This window comes from Bradyrhizobium sp. JYMT SZCCT0180 (genome assembly GCF_018130165.1).
Classification (GTDB): domain Bacteria; phylum Pseudomonadota; class Alphaproteobacteria; order Rhizobiales; family Xanthobacteraceae; genus Bradyrhizobium.
In genome coordinates, this window is the sequence record NZ_JAFCLZ010000022.1 from 36,920 (window position 1) to 54,069 (window position 17,150).

General features: G+C 63.9%; 17 protein-coding genes. 5 read left to right on the forward strand and 12 right to left on the reverse strand.

Annotated features, from left to right (window positions below; translation table 11 throughout):
* Nucleotides 1–73 precede the first annotated feature (73 nt).
* The 4 genes from JQ641_RS28550 to JQ641_RS28565 all read left to right on the forward strand — a co-directional run bounded on the left by JQ641_RS28550 (nt 74) and on the right by JQ641_RS28565 (nt 4,801).
* On the forward strand, nt 74–952 hold the full coding sequence (locus tag JQ641_RS28550; RefSeq protein ID WP_211999204.1) for a F0F1 ATP synthase subunit gamma: 879 nt from the start codon (nt 74–76) through the stop codon (nt 950–952).
* Between the two features lie 55 nt (nt 953–1,007).
* On the forward strand, nt 1,008–2,450 hold the full coding sequence (gene atpD, locus JQ641_RS28555; RefSeq protein ID WP_211999205.1) for a F0F1 ATP synthase subunit beta: 1,443 nt from the start codon (nt 1,008–1,010) through the stop codon (nt 2,448–2,450).
* A gap of 137 nt (nt 2,451–2,587) precedes the next feature.
* Nucleotides 2,588–2,995 (forward strand): F0F1 ATP synthase subunit epsilon, encoded by a 408-nt coding sequence (locus JQ641_RS28560; RefSeq protein ID WP_211999206.1) that lies wholly within the window; start codon nt 2,588–2,590, stop codon nt 2,993–2,995.
* A 198-nt stretch (nt 2,996–3,193) separates the two neighbouring features.
* A complete protein-coding gene (locus tag JQ641_RS28565) occupies nt 3,194–4,801 on the forward strand; it encodes an adenylate/guanylate cyclase domain-containing protein (protein ID WP_211999207.1) in 1,608 nt (535 codons plus the stop codon).
* A 9-nt stretch (nt 4,802–4,810) separates the two neighbouring features.
* Here JQ641_RS28565 and JQ641_RS28570 read toward each other — a convergent pair whose 3' ends face one another.
* From JQ641_RS28570 to proB, 11 genes are all read right to left on the reverse strand, one after another.
* Nucleotides 4,811–5,467, reverse strand: coding sequence for an HAD family hydrolase (locus tag JQ641_RS28570; protein WP_211999208.1), 657 nt, complete (start codon nt 5,465–5,467; stop codon nt 4,811–4,813).
* A gap of 10 nt (nt 5,468–5,477) precedes the next feature.
* Nucleotides 5,478–5,984 (reverse strand): RNA pyrophosphohydrolase, encoded by a 507-nt coding sequence (locus JQ641_RS28575; protein WP_211999209.1) that lies wholly within the window; start codon nt 5,982–5,984, stop codon nt 5,478–5,480.
* A gap of 60 nt (nt 5,985–6,044) precedes the next feature.
* The gene (locus JQ641_RS28580) at nt 6,045–6,548 is read right to left on the reverse strand and encodes an RNA pyrophosphohydrolase (protein ID WP_211999210.1); all 504 of its coding nucleotides are present in this window, start codon (nt 6,546–6,548) and stop codon (nt 6,045–6,047) included.
* A 93-nt stretch (nt 6,549–6,641) separates the two neighbouring features.
* Nucleotides 6,642–7,847, reverse strand: a complete 1,206-nt coding sequence (locus JQ641_RS28585; RefSeq protein WP_211999211.1) for a divergent polysaccharide deacetylase family protein — start codon at nt 7,845–7,847, stop codon at nt 6,642–6,644.
* Nucleotides 7,848–8,113: 266 nt separating this feature from the next.
* Complete coding sequence (locus JQ641_RS28590) at nt 8,114–9,469, reverse strand: S41 family peptidase (protein WP_192739042.1); 1,356 nt, start codon at nt 9,467–9,469, stop codon at nt 8,114–8,116.
* Nucleotides 9,466–10,836 (reverse strand): murein hydrolase activator EnvC family protein, encoded by a 1,371-nt coding sequence (locus JQ641_RS28595; protein ID WP_249150784.1) that lies wholly within the window; start codon nt 10,834–10,836, stop codon nt 9,466–9,468. The genes JQ641_RS28590 and JQ641_RS28595 overlap by 4 nt, the downstream gene beginning before the upstream one ends.
* A 93-nt stretch (nt 10,837–10,929) precedes the next feature.
* On the reverse strand, nt 10,930–11,412 hold the full coding sequence (rlmH, locus tag JQ641_RS28600) for a 23S rRNA (pseudouridine(1915)-N(3))-methyltransferase RlmH (protein ID WP_211999212.1): 483 nt from the start codon (nt 11,410–11,412) through the stop codon (nt 10,930–10,932).
* A 101-nt stretch (nt 11,413–11,513) separates the two neighbouring features.
* Nucleotides 11,514–11,870 (reverse strand): ribosome silencing factor, encoded by a 357-nt coding sequence (gene rsfS / locus JQ641_RS28605; RefSeq protein WP_192739152.1) that lies wholly within the window; start codon nt 11,868–11,870, stop codon nt 11,514–11,516.
* A 205-nt stretch (nt 11,871–12,075) separates the two neighbouring features.
* A complete protein-coding gene (locus JQ641_RS28610) occupies nt 12,076–12,702 on the reverse strand; it encodes a nicotinate-nucleotide adenylyltransferase (protein WP_211999213.1) in 627 nt (208 codons plus the stop codon).
* Between the two features lie 49 nt (nt 12,703–12,751).
* Nucleotides 12,752–14,044: a glutamate-5-semialdehyde dehydrogenase gene (locus JQ641_RS28615; protein ID WP_211999214.1), complete on the reverse strand. Its 1,293-nt coding sequence runs from the start codon at nt 14,042–14,044 to the stop codon at nt 12,752–12,754.
* A gap of 116 nt (nt 14,045–14,160) precedes the next feature.
* Nucleotides 14,161–15,303 (reverse strand): glutamate 5-kinase, encoded by a 1,143-nt coding sequence (proB, locus tag JQ641_RS28620; RefSeq protein WP_211999215.1) that lies wholly within the window; start codon nt 15,301–15,303, stop codon nt 14,161–14,163.
* Between the two features lie 142 nt (nt 15,304–15,445).
* Between proB and JQ641_RS28625 the strand changes: the two genes are divergently transcribed.
* A complete protein-coding gene (locus JQ641_RS28625; RefSeq protein WP_211999216.1) occupies nt 15,446–16,414 on the forward strand; it encodes a Bug family tripartite tricarboxylate transporter substrate binding protein in 969 nt (322 codons plus the stop codon).
* Between the two features lie 47 nt (nt 16,415–16,461).
* On the opposite strand, the gene JQ641_RS28630 is transcribed toward JQ641_RS28625, so the two are convergent.
* Complete coding sequence (locus JQ641_RS28630) at nt 16,462–17,142, reverse strand: ankyrin repeat domain-containing protein (protein WP_211999217.1); 681 nt, start codon at nt 17,140–17,142, stop codon at nt 16,462–16,464.
* Between the last annotated feature and the right edge of the window lie 8 nt (nt 17,143–17,150).

Here is a 17,150-nt window from a genome sequence, read left to right on the forward strand (position 1 = left end):
GGCACGAGGCCGGGCATGACCAACGAGGGGTTCGCGGCCGGGCTGAAAAGCAGGTCGCAAGGGTGAACTAAGAATGGCTTCACTGAAAGACATGCGGGTCCGCATCGCCTCGACCAAGGCGACGCAGAAGATCACCAAGGCCATGCAGATGGTCGCGGCCTCCAAGCTGCGCCGCGCGCAGACCGCCGCCGAAGCGGCGCGGCCCTACGCGGAAAAGATGGACGCGGTGATCTCCAACATCGCAACCGCCGCCGCGGGTTCGCCCGGCGCGCCGGCGCTGCTGGCCGGTACCGGTAACGATCAGGTTCACCTGCTGCTGGTTTGCACCGGCGAGCGCGGTCTGTCGGGCGCATTCAATTCGTCGATCGTGCGTCTGGCGCGCGAACGCGCGTTGTCGCTGATCGCCCAGGGCAAAGAGGTCAAGTTCTTCTGCGTCGGCCGCAAGGGCTACGAGCAGCTCCGCCGCCAGTTCGACAAGCAGATCGTCGAACATCTCGACCTGAAATCGGTGCGTCAGCTCGGCTTCATCAATGCCGAAGATATCGCCAAGAAGGTTCTGGCGCGTTTCGATGCCAGCGAATTCGACGTCTGCACGCTGTTCTATTCGCGCTTCAAGTCCGTGATCTCCCAGATCCCGACCGCGCAGCAGATCATTCCGCTGGTGGTGGAAGCGCCGGCCGCGAATGCCGGTCCGTCCACGTCCTACGAATATGAGCCGGAAGAAGACGAGATCCTGACGCGCCTGTTGCCGCGCAATCTCGCGGTGCAGATTTTCCGCGCGCTGCTGGAAAACAACGCCTCGTTCTACGGCGCGCAGATGAGCGCGATGGACAACGCCACCCGCAACGCCGGCGACATGATCCGCAAGCAGACCCTTATCTACAACCGCACCCGTCAGGCCCAGATCACCAAGGAGCTGATCGAAATCATCTCCGGCGCCGAGGCTCTCTAGCCATTCGCGCGACACCCTGACTTCCGAAAGACAAGAATTCGAAGGAGAGAGTTTTATGGCCGAAGCAGCAAACCAGACCGGACACGTCACCCAGGTGATCGGCGCCGTCGTCGACGTGCAGTTCGAAGGGCATCTGCCCGCCATTCTGAACGCCATCGAAACCAAGAACGGCGGCAACCGCCTGGTGCTCGAAGTGGCGCAGCATCTCGGCGAATCGACCGTGCGCACCATCGCGATGGACACCACCGAAGGTCTGGTTCGCGGCCAGGAAGTCACCGACACCGGCGCGCCGATCCGCGTTCCCGTCGGCGCCGGCACGCTCGGCCGCATCATGAACGTGATCGGAGAGCCGATCGATGAAGCCGGTCCGATGGTGTCGGAAGGCCTGCGTCCGATCCATGCGGAAGCGCCGAGCTATACCGACCAGTCCACCGAAGCTGAAATTCTCGTCACCGGCATCAAGGTCGTCGACCTCTTGGCGCCCTACGCCAAGGGCGGCAAGATCGGCCTGTTCGGCGGCGCCGGCGTCGGCAAGACCGTGCTGATTCAGGAACTGATCAACAACGTCGCGAAGGCGCACGGCGGCTATTCGGTGTTCGCCGGCGTCGGCGAGCGCACCCGCGAAGGCAACGACCTCTATCACGAGTTCATCGAATCCAAGGTCAACGCCGATCCGCACAATCCCGATCCGAACGTGAAGTCGAAATGCGCGCTGGTGTTCGGTCAGATGAACGAACCCCCGGGCGCCCGTGCCCGCGTCGGCCTCACCGGTCTGACCGTCGCCGAGCATTTCCGTGACCAGGGCCAGGACGTGCTGTTCTTCGTCGACAACATCTTCCGCTTCACCCAGGCAGGCTCCGAAGTGTCGGCGCTCTTGGGTCGTATTCCTTCGGCGGTGGGTTATCAGCCGACGCTCGCCACCGACATGGGCGCGCTGCAGGAGCGCATCACCACCACCCACAAGGGCTCGATCACCTCGGTGCAGGCGATCTACGTGCCGGCCGACGACTTGACCGACCCGGCGCCCGCAACCTCGTTCGCCCATTTGGACGCGACCACGGTGTTGAACCGCGCGATTTCGGAAAAGGGCATCTATCCGGCGGTGGATCCGCTCGACTCGACCTCGCGCATGCTGTCTCCGCTGGTCGTCGGCCAGGAGCACTATGAGACCGCGCGCATGGTTCAGCAGGTGTTGCAGCGCTACAAGTCGCTGCAGGACATCATCGCCATTCTCGGCATGGACGAACTCTCCGAAGAGGACAAGATCGCGGTTGCCCGCGCCCGCAAGATCGAGCGCTTCCTGTCGCAGCCGTTCCATGTCGCCGAAGTGTTCACCGGCTCGCCCGGCAAGTTCGTCGACCTCGCCGATACCATCAAGGGCTTCCGCGGCCTGTGCGAAGGCAAGTACGACCACCTGCCGGAAGCAGCGTTCTACATGGTCGGCAACATCGAAGAAGCCGTCGAGAAGGGCAAGAAGCTGGCTGCTGAAGCCGCTTAAGTTACTTCGTCATTGCCGGCCAAAAGTGCGAAGCGCGTCTTCACACCAATGACCCGGCAATCCATCGCCAAGAAAATTCTCTTGATGGACCCGCGGGTCAAGCCCGCGGGTGACAGCGGAAAAGAACGGAAAGATCCATGGCCACGTTCCACTTCGATCTGGTTTCCCCCGAAAAACTCTCCTTCTCCGGCGAGGTCGATCAGGTTGACGTCCCCGGCGTGGAAGGCGATTTCGGCGTGCTGGCCGGCCATGCGCCGGTTGTGGCCGCGGTCCGTCCCGGCATCCTGACCATCACCTCCGGCGGCACGCATCAGAAGATTATCGTGCTCGGCGGTCTCGCCGAAATGTCGGAGAAGGGCCTCACCGTGCTGGCCGATGTTGCCACCTCGATTCAGGACATCGATCGGGCCCAGTTTGCCGAGACGATTGCCGAGATGGAAGCCAAGCTCGCCGAGAAGGAAGGCTCCGAACTCGACCACGCGATCGAGCGGCTCGATCACTTCAAGAGCATCGAGCATCAGCTCGGCTCCACGGCGATGCATTAAGCCCCGGGGTCCGCTCCGGGGCGCAATGAAGGCCCCTGAAAAACACCAGCGCTCGTCACACCGTGACGGGCGCTGAACTTTTTGCGGCTGTATTTCTTTCGCGAGCCGTCCCGGCTGTGCCCGGAACCGCTACAGTTGCGCCCGGGAACTTCTGACGGCATTCTCCCGTACCAGAACGTGGTCCGGGGCTGTTTTTTAATGAAGCGCAAGATCGCGGCGATTTTTGCGGCCGATATTGCCGGCTACAGCCGCCTGATGTCCGAGGACGAAGAGGAAACGCTGCGGCGGCTCGCGTCCTATCGTCAGGTGACCGACGATTTCATCGCCAAATACGGTGGCCGCATTTTCAATACCGCGGGGGACGCGGTGCTTGCCGAATTCCCGAGCGCGGTGGAAGCCGTACGCTGCGCCATCGATATTCAGGAAAGCCTGCGCACCCGCAACATGGCGTATCCGCCGAGCCGGCAGATGTCGTTTCGCATCGGCATCACGATCGGCGATGTGGTCGAGCGCGACGGCGACCTGCTGGGCGAAGGCGTCAACATCGCCGCACGGCTCGAGGGCCTCGCCGAGGTCGGTGGCATCTGCGTCTCGCGCGCGGTGCACGAGCAGGTCGCTAACAAATTGTCGGTGCAGTTCGCCGATATCGGCGCGCAGGAAGTGAAGAACATCCCAACCCCGGTGCATGCCTTCATGGTGGCGATGCGGCGCGAGGATGGCTCCTACTCGACGCCGCAGGTCAAGAAGCCGATCAAGGCTTCGGATCACGGTGCGCCAAACTGGATGTGGCCAGCTGCGGTCACCCTGGTCGGTTTGGCCGCGATCGGCGTCGGCGGCTTTCTGTATTTCACCAAGCTTGAGAACATGGCGGCGAAACAGGCGCCGCAAGTAGCGAGCAGCCGTGTGAGCGCGGCGCCGGCGCCAGCGTCTGTCTCGCCGGCGGCTGCACCATCATCTCCATCGCCTTCTTCGCCGTCTGGTGAGACCCTCGCAATCGCTGCCGTGCCGTTTGTCGGTGAGCGAATTCGCGCGGTGCTCGAAAAGGAGTACGTGCCGGGCAACGACTTCAAGGCGGTCGCGCTTAACTTCAGCGGATTCAACGCCTTCGTCACGGGGCAGGCGAGTGAAGACGTGGCAAAAGGCATGGCGGTCGAGCAATGCCAGAAGCGCGCGGACAGCGCTTCGTCACCGCGAAAATGCGAACTCTATGCTGTCGGCAACAAAGTCGTTTATGCGCACGGCAAGCCGCCCATGCCGCCGCCGCCCTGGATCAAACACGACCAGACAATCGAACGGCCATTTTCCTCAAAGGAGATGCCGTTGACGCGTGAGCCCGGCAAGGCGCGGATTGAAAATATCTATGTGCCGGCCCGTAAGACCAAGATGCTGGCAGTCGGTCCCGGCGTCGGTCAATACTACATGACCCTTGGTGTGGATACGGTCGAGGAGGCGGCGCGACGGACTCTGGAATCGTGTGGCGCCATCGCCGGCGTTCCCTGCATGATCGTAGCGCTGAACGACACGTTCATCATTCCAGTTCCGGCAACCATGAAGGTTACCGGTTTCTTCAAGGCCGCAGACACGACGCTGATCGCACCTGAAGCGCGCGACGAGGCTGCGCGCAGACTTGCCGATGCCGCGAGTGGATGGAGCGCGGTCGCGGTAGGCGCCGCCAGGCGGCCTGGTCTGGGATTGAAGCAAGCCAGTGAGCAAGCCGCAGTCAACGAAGCCCTCAGCGACTGTGCCAAGCGCGACAGCGATTGTCGCGTGGTCGCGGTCGGGCCGTTTACGGTCGGGCCCAACTAGCGGCTTATATCAGCCTTGGCGCTTCATCCCACGCAACAAGGCCGGCAATCCGGCCAGATCTTTCAGTATGAAATCGGCGAGCGCGGCATCGGGCCAGCGCACATGGTTGCGACCCCACGGCCCGCGCTCAAGTAAGGCGGTCTTCATGCCAAAATTCCGTGCCGGAATGACGTCGTTATCGAGACGGTCACCGACATAGAGCACTTCCGCTGGATCAAGGTCAGTCATCGCGAGCGTTTTGCGATAGAAATCAAGCGAAGGCTTGTCGACGCCGAGTTCCGCCGATGTCGTGATCAATCTGGCCTCCAGCCCGAACGATTCGAGCGCGGCCTTGGCCGTGGGCGGTTGATTGCCGGCGATACCGACAAACCAGCCGTCTTGCGTCAGTTCGGACAGGCACGGCCTGGCGTCGGCATAGAGATCGCGCGCTTCAATCCTGAAATCAGTTCCGGTTCGCTTGCGCTCGGCGGCGGCGGCGCGGACGTCAAAACCCGGCCGCAGCCGCTCGAAGATCAGGCGGTAATTTTCGCCTTTGGCGATGATATCGTCGAGCACGGTCAGAAACTCGGCCCGATCGACGCCCATGGTGTCGGCCCAGCCGTGCAGCAGGCGCGTTTCGTCGATCAGCGTCTCGCCAACGTCGAAAAATATTGCACGGATAGGCATCGGCACTTTCTCAAGTAGGCGTGGCTGCAAATCGAGCGAACGCCGTGGCGACGGCCATGTACACCTCGCGCCGAAACGGCACCACGAGACCGGCGACGCGGTCGAGCCGTTCCCAGCGCCATTGGTCGAATTCGGCCGGCTGCCCGTTGCGCGGTGTCAGCGGGTCGATCTCGTCATCGCGCCCGGTGTAGCGCAGCGCGAACCATTTCTGCCGCTGGCCGCGAAACTTGGCAAGGCGATGCGAGGGAGGGCCGTCATAGGGCGGAAATTCGTACGTCATCCAGTCGGTTTCACCGAGATGCTCGGCGCTGACCGCGCCGGTCTCCTCCCAGAGTTCGCGCATCACGGCATCGCGCGGGTTCTCGTCGGCGTCGATGCCGCCCTGCGGCATCTGCCATTCGAGGCCGGGGAGGATGATCTCGGGTCCATCGTCGCGGAAGCGCCGGCCGATCAGCACCTGACCGGCGGCGTTGAACAAGGCGATCCCGACATTGGGGCGGTAGGGTTTGTCTGACATGGCGTTCTCGAGCGAAGTGGGCACTGGTTCGCGTTGAGAAAACGCGTCAAAACTAGACAACTACAAGCCCGCGAGGCCGGAAAATTCCTTCACCACGCGCTCATAGACCGGCCGCTTGAACGGCACGATCAGGCTCGGAAGATTCTTCATCGGTTCCCAGCGCCAGCTGATGAATTCGGCCTTATGGCCGCCGCCGGGGCTCGCGACATTGATCTCGCTGTCCTTGCCGGTGAAGCGGACCGCAAACCATTTCTGGCGCTGCCCGCGGTACCGGCCCTTCCATGTGCGGCCGGCCACGGTGCGCGGAATGTCGTAGATCAGCCAGTCGGCGACCTCGCCGAGTTTCTCCACCGATCGAACGCTGGTTTCCTCATAGAGTTCGCGCTTTGCCGCCGCCCAGGTGTCCTCGCCGGGATCGACGCCGCCTTGCGGCATCTGCCAGACGTGCGTTTCGTCGACATGCTCGATGCCGCCGGCGCGACGACCGATGAAGACCAGCCCCGCTGCGTTGATCAGCATCATGCCGACGCATGTCCGGTAAGGCAGGTCTTCGTAGCGCGCCATTCCGTCGTTTTTCCTTGCAGGTTTCCTACACACAATTCGAGCGATCGGGCGGCGCAATCCGGCAATGCCGGATCGGCGCCATCAGGTTGATCCCTAGCCTGATTTTGATTTCAGCATCGCCGTTGTCAATGGCACAAGCAGGATGCCGCGGGTCTCGAGCGTCTTGATCCAGGCGGCGAGCCGTTCGATCGAAATCGGTAGGGCAGAGGCTACGCCGACGGCCAGGCCGCGTTCCTTGGCCAGGGTTTCGAGCTTGAGCAGCGTCCGGTCGATTTCGGCCGAGGTCGGCACCGCGTCGATGGTGAAATCGGCCTTGGTGAAGGGCATCGCCTGCCCCGCCGCCAATGCGGGGGCGGCGCTGCGCGGGGTGGAGCCGTCATCGAGATAGCCGAGGCCGCGCTTGGCCGCCTCGCGGATGATCGGCTGCATCACGGCGTCCGTCGCCACGAAGCGCGCGCCCATGAAATTGGCGATCCCCGCATAGCCCTGGATACGGCTCATATGCCAATATAGGCGGTCAATATTCTGCTCGGGCGCCAGCGTCGTCAGCAGGGTCTGCGGGCCGGGATCGTTGTCGGGATAATCGAACGGCTCCATCGGAACCTGCAGCAGGATCTCGTGGCGTTGCGCCCGCGCGCGCTCGGCGAGTTTCGTCGGGTCGGCCCCGTAGGGCGTGAACGCCAGCGTCACGGCGGGCGGCAACTTCATGATGGCATCAACCGTCTTGGCGGCGCCGACACCGAGGCCCCCGACGACGATGGCGACCACCGGCATTTTGGCGGCCTTGGCGCGGTCGGCGTCGGCGGCATAGACCGTAAATGGCTTCAGGCCGTCGGCAACCACCGGGATCATGCCGTAGCGCGACTTCTCCAACAGGCGCGGATCGATGCCGGCCATCGCGGTTGCGGGCGCTGTCTCCGCATCGTTCTTGTTGCCGGCATCGCCGCCGATCACGACGTCCTGCCGCTTGCCGCTGGATCCGTCGATGATGGTGACGGTCTTGTTCTCGCCGGCCGCAGCCTGTTTGGGCGCGGATGTCGCAGCCTGCCCGGCGGGACCGGACGCGGCTGCGGTGGCTTTCTCGTCAGCCACCGGCGTCTTGCGCATGGCGACGTGCGCGACCGGCTCGCCGCCAAAGGGATTGTCCGTAAACAGGGCGATAGAGGCAAAGCCGACCAGGAACAGGCCAAGCAGCACGGCCAGCGCCTGCATCGCGGTGAACGGCAGCCGGAACCGGCGCTTCTTGCGCTTGGTGTCCTGTCCGAGCGGCGTGCTCAGCTCGTCGGCCGTTTCCGTCATGAACCTCCCCGAATCAACCACGCCGACGATACCACGATGGACCTGATTCGAGCGCTCGCGACCCGCTCGAAAGCGGTCCACCCCGGGATGGCGCGGGGATATAGCGTTTTCGAGCGAAGTGGGACCCGGTTCGCATAGCAATCAAGCGTGCGCAGATTGCGTAGACTTATCTGCGGTAGAAAACGCGTTGAAACAAGGATCTGGCACCGGCAACAAAAAAGGGCGGCCCGAAGGCCGCCCTTTTCACGGGAATTGGCGTGGTTCGATCAGTTCGCCGCCTTGGTGGCGGGCTTGTCGATCGCCGCCTTGTCGCCGGTCGCCGGCGCCGCGGTGGACTTGATGCCGTGCAGCAGGTCGGCCGCGGTCTTCAGCGCCTTGTCGTCCTTGGCGTCCGGCGGCACGTAGGATTGCGAGCCGGTCTTCTCGTCGCCGTCGTTCTTCAGATGGCCGCGCAGCGAGGCTTCGCCCTTGGTGTCGGTACGCGACTTCAGCTCGTCAGGAACGTCCTGCAGCACCTCGATATCGGGAACGATGCCTTTGGCCTGGATCGATTTGCCCGACGGCGTGTAATAGCGCGCGGTGGTCAGACGCAGCGCGCCGTTGCCGCTGCCGAGCGGGATGATGGTCTGGACCGAGCCCTTGCCGAACGAGCGGGTACCGATCAGCGTCGCGCGCTTGTGGTCCTGCAGCGCGCCCGCCACGATTTCGGAAGCGGAGGCGGAGCCACCGTTGATCAGCACGATCACCGGCTTGCCCTTTGTCAGGTCGCCGACATGCGCGGCGCGGCGCTGGGTTTCCTCGGCATTGCGGCCGCGGGTCGAGACGATCTCGCCGCGCTCGAGGAAGGTGTCGGAAACCGTCACCGCTTCCTCCAGCAAGCCGCCGGGGTTGTTGCGCATGTCGATGATGAAGCCCTTCAGCTTGTCGGCGCCGATCTGATTCGTCAGATTGCCGATCTCGCGCTTGAGGCCCTCGGTGGTCTGTTCGTTGAAGGTCGTGATGCGGATATAGGCGATGTCGTCCTGTTCGACGCGGGCGCGCACCGAACGGACGCGGATATTGTCGCGCACCAGCGTGACTTCGATCGGATTGTCCTGGCCCTTGCGGATGATCTTGAGCCGGATCTTGGTGTTGACCGGCCCGCGCATCTTCTCGACGGCCTGGTTGAGGGTGAGACCCTGCACGGCTTCGTCGTCGAGATTGGTGATGATGTCGTTGGCCATGATGCCGGCCTTCGACGCCGGCGTGTCGTCGATCGGGGACACGACCTTGATCAGGCCGTCTTCCATCGTGACTTCGATACCGAGGCCGCCGAACTCACCGCGGGTCTGCACCTGCATGTCGCGGAAGCTCTTGGCGTCCATGTAGCTGGAATGCGGATCGAGACCGGCCAGCATGCCCGAGATGGCGGACTCGACCAGCTTGGAATCGTCCGGCTTCTCGACGTAGTCGCTGCGCACGCGCTCGAACACATCGCCGAACAGATTGAGCTGGCGATAGGTGTCCGAGGTCGCCGCACGCGCGACCGATCCCATCAGCACAGAACGGGGCTGCGTCACGAAGAGCGTCAATGCTGCGCCGGTGGCGGCGCTGAGGAGAATTACTGAAGTCTTGCGCATCATCCGCGAACCTTTTCGCCTTCATTTGCGGCCCACCATGGGCCTGAATCGATTGGAGTGCCGTCCTTACGGAACTCAACATAGAGCACGGGCTGACTCGCGGTGGTGGCGAGAATCGATGCAACCTGGGATGTCGATCCCATGGTGGCGACCGGTTCCCCCGTAAGTACAAACTGGCCGATGTTAACCGAAATGCGCTCCATCCCGGCGATCAGGACATGATACCCGCCACCGGCATTGAGGATCAAGAGTTGTCCGTAGCTGCGGAACGGCCCGGCGTAAACAACCCAGCCGTCACACGGGGTTGTGACCTGGCCACCGGCCCGGGCTGCCAAGGAAATGCCCTTTTCGACGCCACCCGCGCCGTCGGAACCGCCAAAATCGCGAATCTTGCGGCCATTGACCGGCAGGGCGAACAATCCCTTGGCGGAGGCAAAGGCGATCGCCGGGCTGAGCCGGGCGGGATCCTTCAAAGCCCCCAGATTGGGCTTGCCGCCGGGGGGCACCGGCGCCCCCTTCAGGCTGGCGGTGGCGGCCGCCTTGGCGGCGCTTTTCAGGTCCTGCTCCAGTTTGGCGATCAGGCCCTGCAAACTGTCGACCTGTTTGGACAGCGAGATGGCGCGGGCGGCTTCCGCATCCATGTCCTTTTCGATCGCGCTCTGCTTGCGCTGCCGCTCCTCGACCAGCGCCGCCATCCGGATCTGATCGTCTTTCAACTTGTCACGGTCGAGCGCCAGCGCATCGCGCTCGGTGGCGATGGTCTTGCGGAGCGCGACGAGTTCGCCGAGATCGTTGGCCAACCTCTCCGCACGGCCGCGCAGTTCGGGCACAACAGCTCCGAGCAGCATGGCGGTGCGGAGCGATTGCAGCGCGTCCTCCGGGCGGATCAGCAGCGCCGGCGGTGTGCGCCGTCCGGCACGCTGCAGCGCCGCCAGAACCTCGATGATCTCGGTGCGGCGCGAGTCGAGGGAGCTGCGAATCTGCTGCTCACGGCTGTCGAGCGGCCGCAGCCGCGCTTCGGCGTCGCCGATGCGCGTTTCCACGCCGCGCACCTGGGCGGCGATGTCGATCAGCTGCGCATTGAGCTTGCTGCGGTCCTGCCCGATCGCTGCGATATCAGCTCTCAGCTTCTGCTGCAGCTCGGCGGCCTTCTTCTGCTGCTCGCGCGCGGCTTCCAGTTCCTGCTCGCGTTCCTTGATGGCTTCGGGGGAGGGCGCGGCGGCTTGCTGGGCAGGCAATTGTTGGGCAGGCGCTTGTTGGGATGGCGCCGGCTGCGCGGGCGCCGTCACCTGCGCGGCTGCCGGCGAAAGCGAAAGACCGATCAGGCTTGCGGACAACAGCACGACGCAAAGCGGAACACGCGACGCCAACGGACCATCATGGCCGATGGCGTCAGGGCGTACTTGAATGTCCCGTGTTGTGTGCATCCAGTTATTCAGCGCTCTCTATTCACGCTACCGTGCCTAAGCGCGGTGATAGGGATGGCCCGACAGAATAGTCGCGGCCCGGTAAATCTGTTCCAGCAGCATGACGCGGACCATTTGATGCGGCCAGGTCGCCGAGCCGAACGCAATGCGCAGTTTGGCTCTGCGCTGCAAATCGGGCGAAAGTCCGTCCGCGCCGCCGATTGTGAAAATTGTGTTGGCGACCGCCTCATCCCGCCAGCGGCCGAGCTGCTGGGCGAAGCTTGCGCTGTCGATGCTCTTGCCGCGTTCGTCGAGCGCCACCAGCACGCATTTCTCCGGGATCAGCGCTGCAATCGCAGCCGCCTCTTCGGCGATCCGGGTCGCGGCGTCGCGCGCGCGGCTTTCCGGAATTTCATGAATCTCGAGGCCGCGAAAGCCGAGCTTGCGGCCGATGTCCTCGAAGCGCTCGCGATAGCGTTCGGCCAGTTCCCGCTCCGGGCCCTGTTTCAGCCGGCCGATTGAAACGACGACGATCTTCATTCAAAGCATGCCGCGCCGAAAAAGCGTCAAATCGTTTACTCGCGCGCCAACGGCGCGCGCACGCGACATGCGCTGCAGCCGATTCGCATCGGCTCAAAAACTCAGATCGCCTCAGCCGCCGCCGGGTTTTGCGTCCACAACCTTTCCAGATTGTAGAATTCGCGCACCTCGGGTCTGAATACGTGCACGACCACATCGCCGGAATCGATCAGCACCCAGTCGCAATTGGGCAAGCCCTCGACATGAATGCCTTTGATGCCGGTTTCCTTCAGGGCCTTGGTGACGTTTTCCGCGATCGCGCCGACGTGCCGGTTGGCCCGGCCCGTGGTGACGATCATGTAGTCGGAAAAAGCCGATTTGCCGCGAAGGTCGATGGTGACCGTTTCTTCCGCCTTCATATCGTCGAGGCGGGAGAGGATCATATTCAGCGTCTTGTCGGCGTCGGGTTGCGCCTTCAAGGCCGCAGCTTTGGTCGATGTTTTGCGCGCGGTTTTTGGCTTTGCAGCAGAAGTCTTGGAAACCTTGGGCAAAACAGACTTGGACAATACAGATGTGGCCAGGGACCATTCCTTTCACTGTATCGCGAACGCCGAATCTTGGTGTCCACGGGCTATATTAGGCATGTGGGGTTAACGGTTTCAACATTCCAGTGAGACCCCACCCTCACTTCGTCCTCCAGCTTCCGTCCGAGTTCCGAAGGCCGGTCGAAGACAGGTTCAGTTTCATGCCGGTAAGGAAGGCCCAGGCGGGCGGGCGCTGCTCCGCCAGCCGGGCAGCCTGATTCTCGGGCACCCGGTACCGCGCCAGCGCCTGTGCGGCAGGGGCGGCAAGCGCCCGGAAACTCTGTGGGGGGCGGTCGATCACAGCGATCGGCACCTCGGACGCGATGCGCCGCCAATCCTTCCAGCGATGGAACTGCGCGAGATTATCAGCGCCCATGATCCAGACGAAATGCACACCGGAGACGCGGCGCCGCAAATGGATGATCGTGTCGACAGTATAGCGCGTGCCGATGACAGCTTCGAGACAGCTGATATCGATGCGCGGATCGTCGGCGACCCTGCGCGCAGCGGCGGCGCGTTCGGACAGGCCATGCAGCCCGCCATTATCCTTCAGCGGATTGCCCGGTGTCAGCAGCCACCAGACGCGATCGAGCTTCAGACGCTTGAGCGCGAACTGGCTGATGGCGCGGTGCGCCGCGTGCGGCGGATTGAACGAGCCGCCGAGCAGGCCGACGCGCATGCCGTTGGTGTGGAACGGGATCGCTTGCGAAGCGGATTGCGGCGGCATCAATGCCGCCACTGCGCGCGCGGGGATTTGCTCGAAAGCGTTGTCAGGGTCACGGTCGCGTCTGCCCGGTGCCGCGCACGCGATATTTGAAACTGGTCAGTTGTTCGGCGCCGACAGGGCCGCGGGCGTGGAATTTGCCGGTGGCAATGCCGATCTCGGCGCCGAAGCCGAATTCGCCGCCATCTGCGAATTGCGTCGATGCGTTGTGCAGCACGATCGCCGAGTCGACCTCGCTCAGGAATTTCTCGGCGGCATCGGCGTCTTCCGTCACGATCGCATCGGTGTGGTGCGAGCCGTGATTCTGGATATGCGCGATCGCTTCATCGAGCCCATCGACAACTTTCGCCGCGATGATCGCGTCCTCATATTCGGTGTCCCAGTCCTCGTCGGAGGCTGCTTTCACCCTGCTGTCGACGCGCTGCACGGCGGCGTCGCCGCGCACTTCGCAGCCGGCATCGATCAGCATTTCGACCAGCGGCTTCAGGCTGACTGACGCGCCGGCCCGATCGACCAGCAAGGTCTCGGCGGCCCCGCAAACGCCGGGGCGGCGCATCTTGGCATTGAGCACGATCGACTTTGCCATTTCGAGCTTGGCGGTGTGATCGACATAGACGTGGTTGACGCCTTCGAGATGCGCGAACACCGGCACGCGCGCTTCGGCTTCGACGCGCGCGACGAGACTCTTGCCGCCGCGCGGCACGATCACGTCGACGCCGCCGTTCAAGCCGGTCAGCAGCAGGCCGACAGCCGTGCGATCACGGGTCGGCACCAGCGTGATCGCGGCCTCGGGCAGACCGGCTTCGCGAAGACCCTGCACCAGGCAATCATGGATCGCGCGGCAGGAACGGAAACTGTCGGAGCCGCCGCGCAGGATCACGGCGTTGCCGGACTTCAGGCACAGCACGCCGGCGTCGGCGGCGACGTTGGGACGGCTTTCGAAGATCACGGCGATGACGCCGAGCGGCACCCGCACGCGCTGGATGGTCATGCCGTTGGGGCGCTGCCAGCTTTCGGTGACGGCCCCGATCGGATCGGCAATCCCGCGCACGGTCGCGACACCCTCAGCCATCGCCTCGACCCGGGCCGGCGTCAGCGTCAGGCGATCGATGAAGGCCGAGGTCGCGCCACCGGCCGCCACTTCGGCGACATCATCGGCATTGGCGGCGAGGATATCAGGCGCATGGCTGCGGATCGCGGACGCAATGGCGTCGAGCGCCCGGTTTTTCTGTTCGGGCGAGGCGAGCGCCAGCACCCGCGCAGCAGCGCGCGCGCGGGAAGCGAGTTCGGTCATCAAAGCGGGCAAATCGGCGTTGCCGTCGATGGCCTTGAGGGGCGCGGTCATGGTGGTTCCGGGGGTATCAGGTTAAGGCCATGTCCTAGCACGGAAATCCCGCTTTTGCGAGGTGCGGAACCGGCATGGCTGGTGGCCGGGGAGGGGCGGAGAAGTCGGCCACTGGCCTATTTGGCCGGAATGGCCCCGGCAGGCCCCACCACCAAATCATCGCGGTGGATCATCTCGGCCCGGCCGCTGATGCCCAGAATGGCCATCACATCAGGAGAGGAGCGGCCTTTGATCTTGTCGGCGTCCTCGGCGTCATAGGCCACAAGCCCGCGGCCGATCTCATGGGTATCCGGGCCCCGCACCACCACGGCGTCGCCGCGGGCGAACTGGCCGTCGATCCGGATCACGCCGGCCGGCAGCAGGCTTTTTCCGGCGCGCAGTGCAGTGACCGCACCGGCGTCGATGGTCAGCGTGCCCTTGGGCTCCAGCGATCCCGCGATCCAGCGCTTTCGCGCGGTGACGGGATTGGCCGGCGTCAGGAACCAGGTGCAGCGGCCGCCGTCGGCGATGGCCTGCAGCGGATGCTCGATCTTGCCCGAGGCGATCAGCATGTGCGTCCCGGCGGTGGTTGCGATCTTCGCCGCTTCGATCTTGGTGTACATGCCGCCGCGCGACAGCTCGGATCCGGCAGCCCCCGCCATCGCCTCGATTTCCGAGGTGACGGATTCGACGACCGGAACCAGTTTGGCATTGGGATTGGCGCCGGGCGGTGCGTCGTAGAGGCCGTCGATATCGGACAGCAGGATCAAGAGATCGGCGCTCGCCATGGTGGCGACGCGCGCGGCGAGGCGGTCATTGTCGCCGTAGCGGATTTCGTTGGTGGCGACGGTGTCGTTCTCATTAATCACGGGCACCGCGCGCCATTCCAGCAGTTTGGCGATGGTCGAGCGGGCATTGAGGTAGCGCCGGCGCTCCTCGGTGTCCTGCAGCGTCACCAGGATCTGGCCGGCCCCGATGCCGTGATCGCCGAGCACTTCCGACCAGATCCGCGCCAGCGCGATCTGTCCGACCGCCGCCGCGCCCTGGCTTTCCTCCAGTTTTAACGGCCCGCGCGGCAGCTTGAGGCGGCTGCGTCCGAGCGCAATCGAGCCCGACGAGACCACCAGCACGTCGCGGCCCTCGCCATGCAGCTTGGCGATATCGGCGGCCAGCGCTGATAGCCAGGACGAGCGCACCTCGCCGGCGTCTGAATCGATCAGCAGCGACGAGCCGACCTTGACGACGATACGGCGAAAATTCTTGAGCGCGGGGCGGGCCATGGATCAGGTCTTCGAATGCTGTGGAAGGAGGCTGTTTTGCAGCAGGACGGGGGCCGGTGCAAGCGACCCGGCACCGTATGAGCTATGTTTCAATGGTGGCCGCAGTCTGGTGTAATGGGGCAAATCTTGCGGGGGAAAGGTCATGGATCGTCGCAGTTTTTTGGCGGGAAGCATCGGATGGTCGTTGGCAGCTGGTGCCGGTGAGGCGTTTGCCCAGTCCGGTCCCCTGACGAGGATCATCTTCCCGTTCGCGGCCGGTGGCAGCGGCGACATGTTGTGCCGCCAGCTGGCGCAATATCTTCCGCCGCTGATCGACCGCAGCGTCATCGTCGAGAACCGTACCGGCGGCGATGGGCTGATCGGCATACGGGCCGTGAAGGGCGCCGCTCCCGACACCACCACCGTCCTGGTCACCACTGGCCCGACCATGTACCTGCTGCCGATGGTGGAGAACCAGCCGAGCTACGACTCCGCGAAGGATTTCATCCCGGTCTCACAGATTGCCCGCTTCGAATTCGTTGTCGTGGTGAGCCCCTCGATCGGCGTGACGGACTTCAAGCAATTGGTGGCCTGGATCAAGGCCAATCCCTCGAAAGCCAGTTACGGCGTGCCGTCGAGCGGTACCATTCCGCATTTCACGGGATGGCAGCTCGAAAAGGCGCTCGGCCTTTCCATGACGCGTGTGGCGTATCGCGGCTCGGCGCCGATCATCACCGATCTCGTCGGCGGGCACATCCCATTCGCCGTCACGACGCTTTCGGACACCATCACGCAGCATCGGGCCGGCGGCATCCGCATCGTGGCGGTGAGCGGCCCGGCGCGCTCGCCCTTCCTGCCTGATGTGCCGAACCTGAAGGAGGCCGGCGTCGATCTGGTGGCTGACGGCTGGTACGGCATGTGGCTGCCGGCAGGCAGTTCGCCGGATTTCGCCAAGAAGCTGAGCGCCGCCGCGGCGGAAGTGCTGGCAAAACCTGACGTCAAGGAGAAGCTCAACGCCGTCTCGCTGATTCCGGTCGGTTCGACCCCGGAGGATCTGACCAGGGCGCTCGCGGCTGACACTGCATTCTGGCAGCCGATCGTGAAGGCGACGGGTTACAAGATCACGAATTAGAGGCTGGCGCACGGATATCGGCCTCAGGATTCGTTCAGGACTGCCCCTCACTTCGCTCCGGCCCTTTCCAGGATGGCCACCATCTCGCGATAGCCGCGACCTTTCGCGAGCTTGAGCGGTGTCGCGCCACTGCCGTCCGGAATGTTCACGTCGGCGCCGGCCTCGACCAGGGCGCGCAGCGTCTCGGTGTGGTTTTTGCCGCCGTCGCCAAGCACGATGGATTCGATCAGCGCGGTCCATTTCAGATTGTTGACGTGATCCAGCGGCGCCTTGGCGGCGATCAGCATTCGCACCACTTCAGCATGGCCAAGATGAGCTGCCGCGATCAGGGCCGTGCCGTCGTAGCGGCTGGTGACGGCCTTTGCGTTGCCCCCGCCTTCGATCGCGATTCGAAGCATCGGCACATCGTTGGCAACTGCCGCGATCGTGATGATGTCGTAACGGTCGGCTTCAAGCTTATTGGGATCGGCGCCGAGCCGGATCAGGGCGCGGGCGGCATCGTGCTTTTTCAGGTAGACGGCAACGTGCAGCGGCGTTCGCTGCCGGCTGTCGACCGCTTCCTTGGCTTCACCTGTGGCGATGCGTTTTTCGATTTTGGCGATGTCGCCGCGGGCAGCCGCGGCATGCAGGCCACTATAGGCGCGCACTTCCGTCTCGGTCGGGGCGATCTGGGCGAAGGCGGGCAGTGCAGTCACGAGCGCGATAAGCAGGACAGCGAGGACATGCATGGGAGAGC

Bases quoted from the DNA above. Each gene is read 5' to 3' on its own strand.
- JQ641_RS28550 (WP_211999204.1), top strand. From the start codon at position 74: ATGGCTTCACTGAAAGACATGCGGGTCCGCATCGCCTCGACCAAGGCG.
- atpD (WP_211999205.1), top strand. From the start codon at position 1,008: ATGGCCGAAGCAGCAAACCAGACCGGACACGTCACCCAGGTGATCGGC.
- JQ641_RS28560 (WP_211999206.1), top strand. From the start codon at position 2,588: ATGGCCACGTTCCACTTCGATCTGGTTTCCCCCGAAAAACTCTCCTTC.
- JQ641_RS28565 (WP_211999207.1), top strand. From the start codon at position 3,194: ATGAAGCGCAAGATCGCGGCGATTTTTGCGGCCGATATTGCCGGCTAC.
- JQ641_RS28570 (WP_211999208.1), bottom strand. From the start codon at position 5,467: ATGCCTATCCGTGCAATATTTTTCGACGTTGGCGAGACGCTGATCGAC.
- JQ641_RS28575 (WP_211999209.1), bottom strand. From the start codon at position 5,984: ATGTCAGACAAACCCTACCGCCCCAATGTCGGGATCGCCTTGTTCAAC.
- JQ641_RS28580 (WP_211999210.1), bottom strand. From the start codon at position 6,548: ATGGCGCGCTACGAAGACCTGCCTTACCGGACATGCGTCGGCATGATG.
- JQ641_RS28585 (WP_211999211.1), bottom strand. From the start codon at position 7,847: ATGACGGAAACGGCCGACGAGCTGAGCACGCCGCTCGGACAGGACACC.
- JQ641_RS28590 (WP_192739042.1), bottom strand. From the start codon at position 9,469: ATGATGCGCAAGACTTCAGTAATTCTCCTCAGCGCCGCCACCGGCGCA.
- rlmH (WP_211999212.1), bottom strand. From the start codon at position 11,412: ATGAAGATCGTCGTCGTTTCAATCGGCCGGCTGAAACAGGGCCCGGAG.
- JQ641_RS28610 (WP_211999213.1), bottom strand. From the start codon at position 12,702: ATGCCGCCGCAATCCGCTTCGCAAGCGATCCCGTTCCACACCAACGGC.
- JQ641_RS28615 (WP_211999214.1), bottom strand. From the start codon at position 14,044: ATGACCGCGCCCCTCAAGGCCATCGACGGCAACGCCGATTTGCCCGCT.
- proB (WP_211999215.1), bottom strand. From the start codon at position 15,303: ATGGCCCGCCCCGCGCTCAAGAATTTTCGCCGTATCGTCGTCAAGGTC.
- JQ641_RS28625 (WP_211999216.1), top strand. From the start codon at position 15,446: ATGGATCGTCGCAGTTTTTTGGCGGGAAGCATCGGATGGTCGTTGGCA.
- JQ641_RS28630 (WP_211999217.1), bottom strand. From the start codon at position 17,142: ATGCATGTCCTCGCTGTCCTGCTTATCGCGCTCGTGACTGCACTGCCC.